This is a genomic window from Siphonobacter sp., assembly GCF_048595215.1.
GTDB lineage: Bacteria > Bacteroidota > Bacteroidia > Cytophagales > Spirosomataceae > Siphonobacter.
In genome coordinates, this window is sequence record NZ_JBMDWJ010000374.1 from 1 (window position 1) to 6,831 (window position 6,831).

The following is a 6,831-nucleotide window of genomic DNA, read 5'->3' on the forward strand; positions in this document are numbered from 1 at the left end:
TCTCAGGCAGTTCCAGTCAATATCTAGCCCAAAAAATTGCCCGTTTCTACGGCAAAGATTTGGGAACCGTCACCGTGCAACGTTTTGCCGACGGTGAAATGTCCCCGAGTTTCGACGAATCCATTCGGGGTTGCGATGTATTTCTCATCCAGAGCACGTTTACACCAGCCGAAAACCTGATGGAACTGCTACTGATGATCGACGCGGCCCGCCGGGCTTCCGCTCACTACGTCACCGTAGTGATTCCGTACTTCGGCTATTCTCGCCAGGACCGGAAAGACAAGCCGCGGGTTTCCATCGGTTCCAAGCTGGTGGCGAACCTGCTAACAGCGGCCGGAGCTGATCGTCTGATTACGATGGATTTACACGCGGGGCAAATTCAGGGATTCTTCGACTTTCCGGTGGATCATCTGGAAGGGGCGTCCATTTTCGTTCCGTACATCCGCTCGAAAAATCTGGATAATCTGGTGTTTGCTTCTCCTGACGTGGGAGGCGTAGCCCGGACCCGGAAGTTTGCCAGTTTCTTCCCCGGCTCGAACCTGGTAATCGTGGATAAGTTCCGGAAGAAAGCCAACGAAATTGCTTCCATGCAGTTGATTGGCGACGTGACGGACGCCAACGTTATTTTAGTCGATGATTTAATTGATACGGGAGGTACCATTTGCAAAGCAGCTCAGCTGCTACTCGACAAAGGAGCCAAATCCGTACGGGCCATCTGTTCTCACCCGGTGATGAGCGGAAAAGCTCACGATAATATTTACAATTCCGTACTCGAAGAACTGATCGTTTCGGATACCATTCCTCAGAAACAGGACAACCCCAAAGTAACGGTATTGTCAGTGGCCGAGCTATTTGCCAAAGCCATTGGACGCATTCGTGATCACGAATCAATTAGTTCCCTTTTTATTCATTACTAACGTGGTTTCGGGTTCACCCGGAGCTTTTTATTACCAAACACAATGAAAAAACTCGAGATTGTAGGGTTTAAAAGAGCGAATCTCGGCAAGAAAGAATCGAAAGATCTTCGGGCCGAAGGACTTATTCCATCGGTATTATACGGAGGTGGCGAGCAAATTCACTTTTCTGCTCCTACCATTCTGTTCCGTGATCTTTTGTACACGCCCGATGCGTACGAAGTAACGTTGAACATCGAAGGTGAAATTCGCAAAGCCATTCTTCAGGACACGCAATTCCACCCCGTTAACGACGCACTGCTGCACGCTGACTTCCTGGAAATTACGGACAAGCCTATCAAGGTAAACGTTCCCCTGAAGTTTGTAGGTAACTCTCCTGGTGTTATCAAAGGGGGTAAACTGGTTCAGAAATTACGTAAAATTACGCTGCGTGGTCAGGCTGAAAACATTCCTGATTTCGTAGAAGTAAGCATCGAAGGACTTGACTTAGGTAAATCCGTACGGGTTGCCGAAGTAAACGTTGAAAACGTTGAAATCCTGAACTCAAAGAGTCTTCCTATCGCTACGATCGATATCCCTCGTTCACTGCGTGGAAAATAGTCTTTTCAGACTTTCTGCTGAAAAAGCCCGGCTTCGGTCGGGCTTTTTTTATGGATAAAATTTCTCAGCCGAAAATTCGGCAATCTCTGCAATCGTATCAACTTCCGTGTAACTTCACAGTTTCGTTTCTTCTCTTACAAACCTACCTTTTATGAAACACCTTCGTACCTTACTGGTATGGCTGTTACCCCTGTTGGCTCAGGCTCAGAACGCCGATTCTACCTGGTACCGCAACAACTACACCAAGCTGGAGCAGTACATTCCCATGCGAGATGGGACTCGCCTCTTCACCTCCATTTATTTGCCGAAAGATCAGTCCGAGAAGCATCCTATTTTGATGACCCGGACGCCCTACTCCTGTGCCCCCTACGGTGCAGATGTGTATCGGCCTTTTTACATTAACCATTACAAAGAGTACCTGAAAGAAGGATACATCATGGTCATTCAGGACGTACGGGGTCGCTGGATGAGCGAGGGCGTCTTTGAGGATGTTCGGCCTTTTAATCCCAGCAAAAAAGCTAAAACCGACGTCGACGAAGCCAGTGATACCTACGATACCATCGATTGGCTCGTCAAAAACCTGCCCAATAACAACCAGAAAGTAGGCGTATTTGGCATTTCGTATCCCGGTTTTTACTCGACGATGGCCGCCCTCAGCAATCACCCGGCCCTCAAGGCAGCCAGCCCGCAGGCTCCGGTAACGGATTGGTTCTTAGGTGACGATTTTCACCACAATGGGGCCTTTATGCTCATGGATGCCTTCAACTTTTACGTTGCCCGGGGTTTCGGTTATCCGCACCCTAAACCCACCAGCGTCGGACCGAAAGGTATGACCCTGCCTACGGCCGATAGCTACGACTTTTTCCTGCGAACGGGAGCCTTGCCTAATTTCACGAAAATGGCCGGCGACAGCGTACGCTTCTGGAATGAAATGATGCAGCATCCCAATATGGATGCCTGGTGGAAAGCCCGGAACGTTCGCAATTTCGCGGACAAAGTACCTGCGGGCATTGCGACACTGGTCGTCGGTGGCTTGTTCGACGCCGAAGATTGCTTCGGTGCCTGGACCACCTATCAGGCCATTGAGAAGAAAGCCAAAAATGATAATAAGATCATCATGGGTCCCTGGTTCCACGGTCAGTGGGCAGGTCGCGGCAGCGATGGTTCTTCTCTCGGTAACGTGCAGTTTGGCAGTCCTACCAGTACGTATTATGCCGAAAAAGTGGAAGTACCCTTCTTTAATTACTACCTGAAAGGTAAAGGCTCGGTGGCCTCCTTCAAAGAAGCTACAATTTTCTTTACCGGAGAAAACCAATGGCAAACCTTCGATGTATGGCCTCCCAAGGGGATTACCGAAACACCGCTATACCTGCAGGCGAATGGCAAACTGAGTTTTAAACAGCCGAACGCTCCCGGTACCTTTACCGAATACGTAAGTGATCCGGCGAAACCCGTTCCCTACGCAGAAGGGGTGAAAAGCTCCCGTACGCGGGAATACATGACAGACGATCAGCGATTCGCGGCCATTCGCCCCGATGTTTTGGTATTCAAGACGGATGAACTCACCGAAGATGTTACGCTAGCGGGTACGCTCCTGGCCGACTTACAGGTTGCTCTGAGCAGTACAGATGCTGATTTCGTGGTGAAACTTATCGACGTATTTCCCGACGATTTCCAGTACACCAATAAAGACTCCTACATTATGAATGGCTACCAAATGCTGGTACGCGGTGAAGTGATGCGGGGTCGTTTCCGGAAGAGTTTCGAGAAACCGGAAGCCTTTGTACCCAACGAAGTAACGCAGGTGAAATACGCGTTACCCGACGTGGCTCATACCTTCAAAAAAGGCCACCGGATCATGGTACAGATTCAAAGTAGCTGGTTCCCACTGGTGGATCGCAATCCGCAGAAGTTTGTGGACATTTATCAGGCCAAGGATTCTGACTTTCAAAAGGCAAACATCAAAGTATTTCATAACAGTACGGCTGCCAGTCAAATCCTGCTGCCGATCCTGAAGAAATAGTTTCGCGTTAGCACCAAGAAAAAGCCGATGGTTGTATCAACCATCGGCTTTTTCTTGGTGTTTCTACCAACCATCGTTCTGTCGCAAATTGGGGTTCGCATCCAGCTGTGACTGCGGAATTGGATAAATTTCAAACTTGGTACTGTACGGAGCCAGTACGCTGTTGATGATCTGCCGGGGCGTGATAGCGTCCATTTCTTCCTTCAGCGTTCCCCAACGGCGGATGTCGTAGACGGTGGTAAATTCACCCGTTAGTTCCAGCCGTCGTTCCCGGCGAATGGCCTGTCGCAAGGAAGCCGCGTCACTGGTTCGTACTAGGGTCGCTTTGGCCCGGTTTCGTACGCGGTTCAAGAGCGGCAAAGCCTGAGCGGGTTTCCCCGTTTCAACGTAGGCTTCCGCCAGACCAAGCAGTACGTCCGAGAAACGCAGTTCAATCAAATCCGAGCTGTAGCCCTGGGCGGGCGATCCTTCCGGACGAGCGACGCGAGCCATTTTTCCATAGGCCACGCCGCATTCAAAATTGCTTTGCAGGAAAATTTCACCCGTACGTTTCACTCGGTAATGCCAGGTTTGTGGGTCATAAATGATGCTGTCGCCCGGCTGAGCCCCGCCATTGGCAATGCCCCGAAACACGTAGCGATCGACCAGCGTAAAATCCCGCCGGGTATCGGTTTTTTCGTAGAGTCTATAGAAATCGTAGGTGTAGCCAAAACTCGTTTGTTCATCGCCATTTACTAATCCTCGCGGAAAAAGATTAAATGGAAAGATGTTTCCGTTCGGATTCGAGGAATTGATGAAATAACCGAAGGACAGGACCAGCTCCTTATTACGTTCATTTTCCAGTGAGAACACGTCCCGAAAATCGTCCATGAGCCCGAAGTTGTACTTTGCTTCGTTTTCCATTCCTACCACATCCTGAAATTTCTCGGCAGCTCGCTGATAGTATTCCGTTTTGTTCAGGGGTCGGCCCGCCATCTGCAAATAGACTTTACCCAGCATGGCCTTGGCCGTACCCGCCGAAACGCGGCCCAGGTTTTCACCCGTCCACTGATCGGGCAGGTTGTTTTCTGCAAACGTTAAATCCTCAACGATAGCGGCGTAAACTTCTTCCGTGGTTGCTTTCGGAGCATAAATTAGGTCCCGGTCGTTGAGCGAAACAATTTGACGTAACAGCAAGGGAACGCTGCCGAAATCTCGCACCAGATTGAAGTACGCATAGCCACGTAAGAAGCGGGCCTCAGCGATGTAGGGCGTTGCCAGTGTGTCGTTAGTGACCGCCCGACGGGCATTATCAATCACGATGTTAGCCCGATATACTACCTTGTACATGCGGCTCCACACGGCATCAAAAGCACCCGCCGAAGGTAAATGCCCGTAGCGATAGAAAGGGTCGCCACCGGGACCGAGAATACCGCCCGTGGTGTACCGTTGTCCGGCTTCACTCAGAATAAACCGACTCCAAACGTCTGCATAGTTGGCCGAAGTCCAGATTTGATATACGCCGAGCGTCGCCTTACTCAGGCCATCTTCGTCGCTGAACACCTGATCTTCGGAAAGCGAAGAAAAGGGTTCTTCCTTCAGATTATCCCGACAGGCCACCAGCCCAAAGGTGAGCAAGCTCAAAACAAAGATTATTGATTTCATAGGTTGGCTCATTAGAAATTACAGGACAATCCAATCGTGAAAGACTTTTGGGCCGGATAGGCTCCGTAATCAATGCCCTGCTGTAAGAGTGATTGGTTGAATGAACTTACTTCGGGATCGAAACCCGTGTACTTGGTCAGCGTGAACAAATTGGTACCCGTTACAAACAGGCGAGGGTTTTGGATCGGTCCGATTTTCGGAAAACCATACGAAATCGTTAGCATCTTCAGCCGAACAAAACTGCCATCTTCCAGAATCGCCGAATTGATGTCGCTCGAACTGATGCCGCGTTGCGTACTCGGATACCGGACGTTGTTATGGGGCCTATCGGCAGTCCAGCGGTTGTAGTACCAGTCTTCGGTTTGATTGAAGATGACACCCTGGTAATCAAGCAACCCATTATTCAGGTAAAAACGCGTCAGGTTCAATACGTCATTTCCAACCGAACCCGTAAAGAAGGCCGTTACACTCAGGTTTTTCCAGGTGAAGTCATTCGTCCAACCGAAAATAAAATCCGGGTTGGATTTTCCGATTACCTGCCGATCGTTGGCGTCGATCTTACCATCATTATTCAAGTCCTGGTACTTCCACGTTCCCGGAATCTGATCACTGAGAATGGCGTAAGGATACTGGGGAGTATCTTCGTTCGTAAAGTCCGAGGGCTGAGCCAGTCCAATAACCCGTAACCCGTAAAACTGCCCCACCTGCTGCCCCGGTATCAGAATACCCGAAGTACCGCCCAGCAGATTTCCACTGATGTTGACGTAATCGGGCGTCTTGCGTTCCCCCAAATCCAGCAGGGTATTGATGTTTCGGGAGACGTTCAGACGAGAAGATAATACCAGATTTTTCTTCTGGATGATATTCGCCTGTACACTGACTTCCACGCCCCGGTTTTCCATCGAACCGTAATTGTCGAGGATAGTACTCACGCCCGACTGCGAGGGCAGCGTACGCGGTTGCAAAAGACCTAGGGTCCGCTTGTTGTAGAAATCAAAGCTAAATACAAAGCGGTCGTTGGCGGAGTTGAAATCTAAACCCGCATTAAGTTGCCGGGTGCGTTCCCAGGACAGGTTGGGATTACCGATCGTCGTGGAGTACAAGCTCGTTCCGATGGCTCCCTCCTGCCCATACTGATAGAAACCGCTGTAAAACTGCGTGAGCGAGGAATAAGGCCCGATGGCCTGACTTCCCGTTTCGCCGTAAGAAACCCGGAACTTAGCATTCGACACGAATTTTACGTTTTTCATGAAGCCTTCTTCATTCAGATTCCAGGCCAGAGCTACCGCCGGAAAGAGGCCGTATTTCTTGTTTTCGGCAAAAGGAGAAGCCCCATCCAACCGCAACGAAGTATTCAGCACGTACTTGCTTTTGAATGAATAATTGACCCGCACAAAAGCCGATTGCAGCGTTCGAGTTTCCTTAAATGAGCCGATACTCTGATTCTGAGCACTTCCGATGTTATCCACGCCAAATGCCGGAATCGCGTAACCACTGGAAATGGTATTGAGTTGTTCGAATGTCTGGTTGTTGTACTCTCCTCCCAGCGTTGTATTCAGATAGTGTTTCTCGGCGAAGTTTTTCTCATACAGGAAATACGCGTTTACGTTATAACTATAGGTGTTGGCCATACTACTGCTCCCGCTTCCT

General features: G+C 49.8%; 5 protein-coding genes. 3 read left to right on the plus strand and 2 right to left on the minus strand.

What is annotated here, in order from left to right:
• The 3 genes from ACOJTG_RS22970 to ACOJTG_RS22980 all read left to right on the plus strand — a co-directional run.
• Window positions 1-917, plus strand: a 917-nt coding sequence (locus ACOJTG_RS22970; RefSeq protein WP_420155945.1) for a ribose-phosphate pyrophosphokinase, incomplete at its 5' end; no start/stop codon positions are given.
• 42 nt (window positions 918-959) lie between these two features.
• Window positions 960-1,514, plus strand: a complete 555-nt coding sequence (locus ACOJTG_RS22975; protein WP_420155946.1) for a 50S ribosomal protein L25/general stress protein Ctc — start codon at window positions 960-962, stop codon at window positions 1,512-1,514.
• 151 nt (window positions 1,515-1,665) lie between these two features.
• Window positions 1,666-3,537, plus strand: a complete 1,872-nt coding sequence (locus ACOJTG_RS22980; RefSeq protein ID WP_420155947.1) for a CocE/NonD family hydrolase — start codon at window positions 1,666-1,668, stop codon at window positions 3,535-3,537.
• 63 nt (window positions 3,538-3,600) lie between these two features.
• On the opposite strand, the gene ACOJTG_RS22985 is transcribed toward ACOJTG_RS22980, so the two are convergent.
• The gene (locus tag ACOJTG_RS22985) at window positions 3,601-5,181 is read right to left on the minus strand and encodes a RagB/SusD family nutrient uptake outer membrane protein (protein ID WP_420155948.1); all 1,581 of its coding nucleotides are present in this window, start codon (window positions 5,179-5,181) and stop codon (window positions 3,601-3,603) included.
• A gap of 11 nt (window positions 5,182-5,192) precedes the next feature.
• On the minus strand, window positions 5,193-6,831 hold a 1,639-nt coding region (locus tag ACOJTG_RS22990), incomplete at its 5' end, for a SusC/RagA family TonB-linked outer membrane protein (protein WP_420155949.1).

Bases quoted from the DNA above. Each gene is read 5' to 3' on its own strand.
- ACOJTG_RS22985 (WP_420155948.1), bottom strand. From the start codon at position 5,181: ATGAAATCAATAATCTTTGTTTTGAGCTTGCTCACCTTTGGGCTGGTG.
- ACOJTG_RS22980 (WP_420155947.1), top strand. From the start codon at position 1,666: ATGAAACACCTTCGTACCTTACTGGTATGGCTGTTACCCCTGTTGGCT.
- ACOJTG_RS22975 (WP_420155946.1), top strand. From the start codon at position 960: ATGAAAAAACTCGAGATTGTAGGGTTTAAAAGAGCGAATCTCGGCAAG.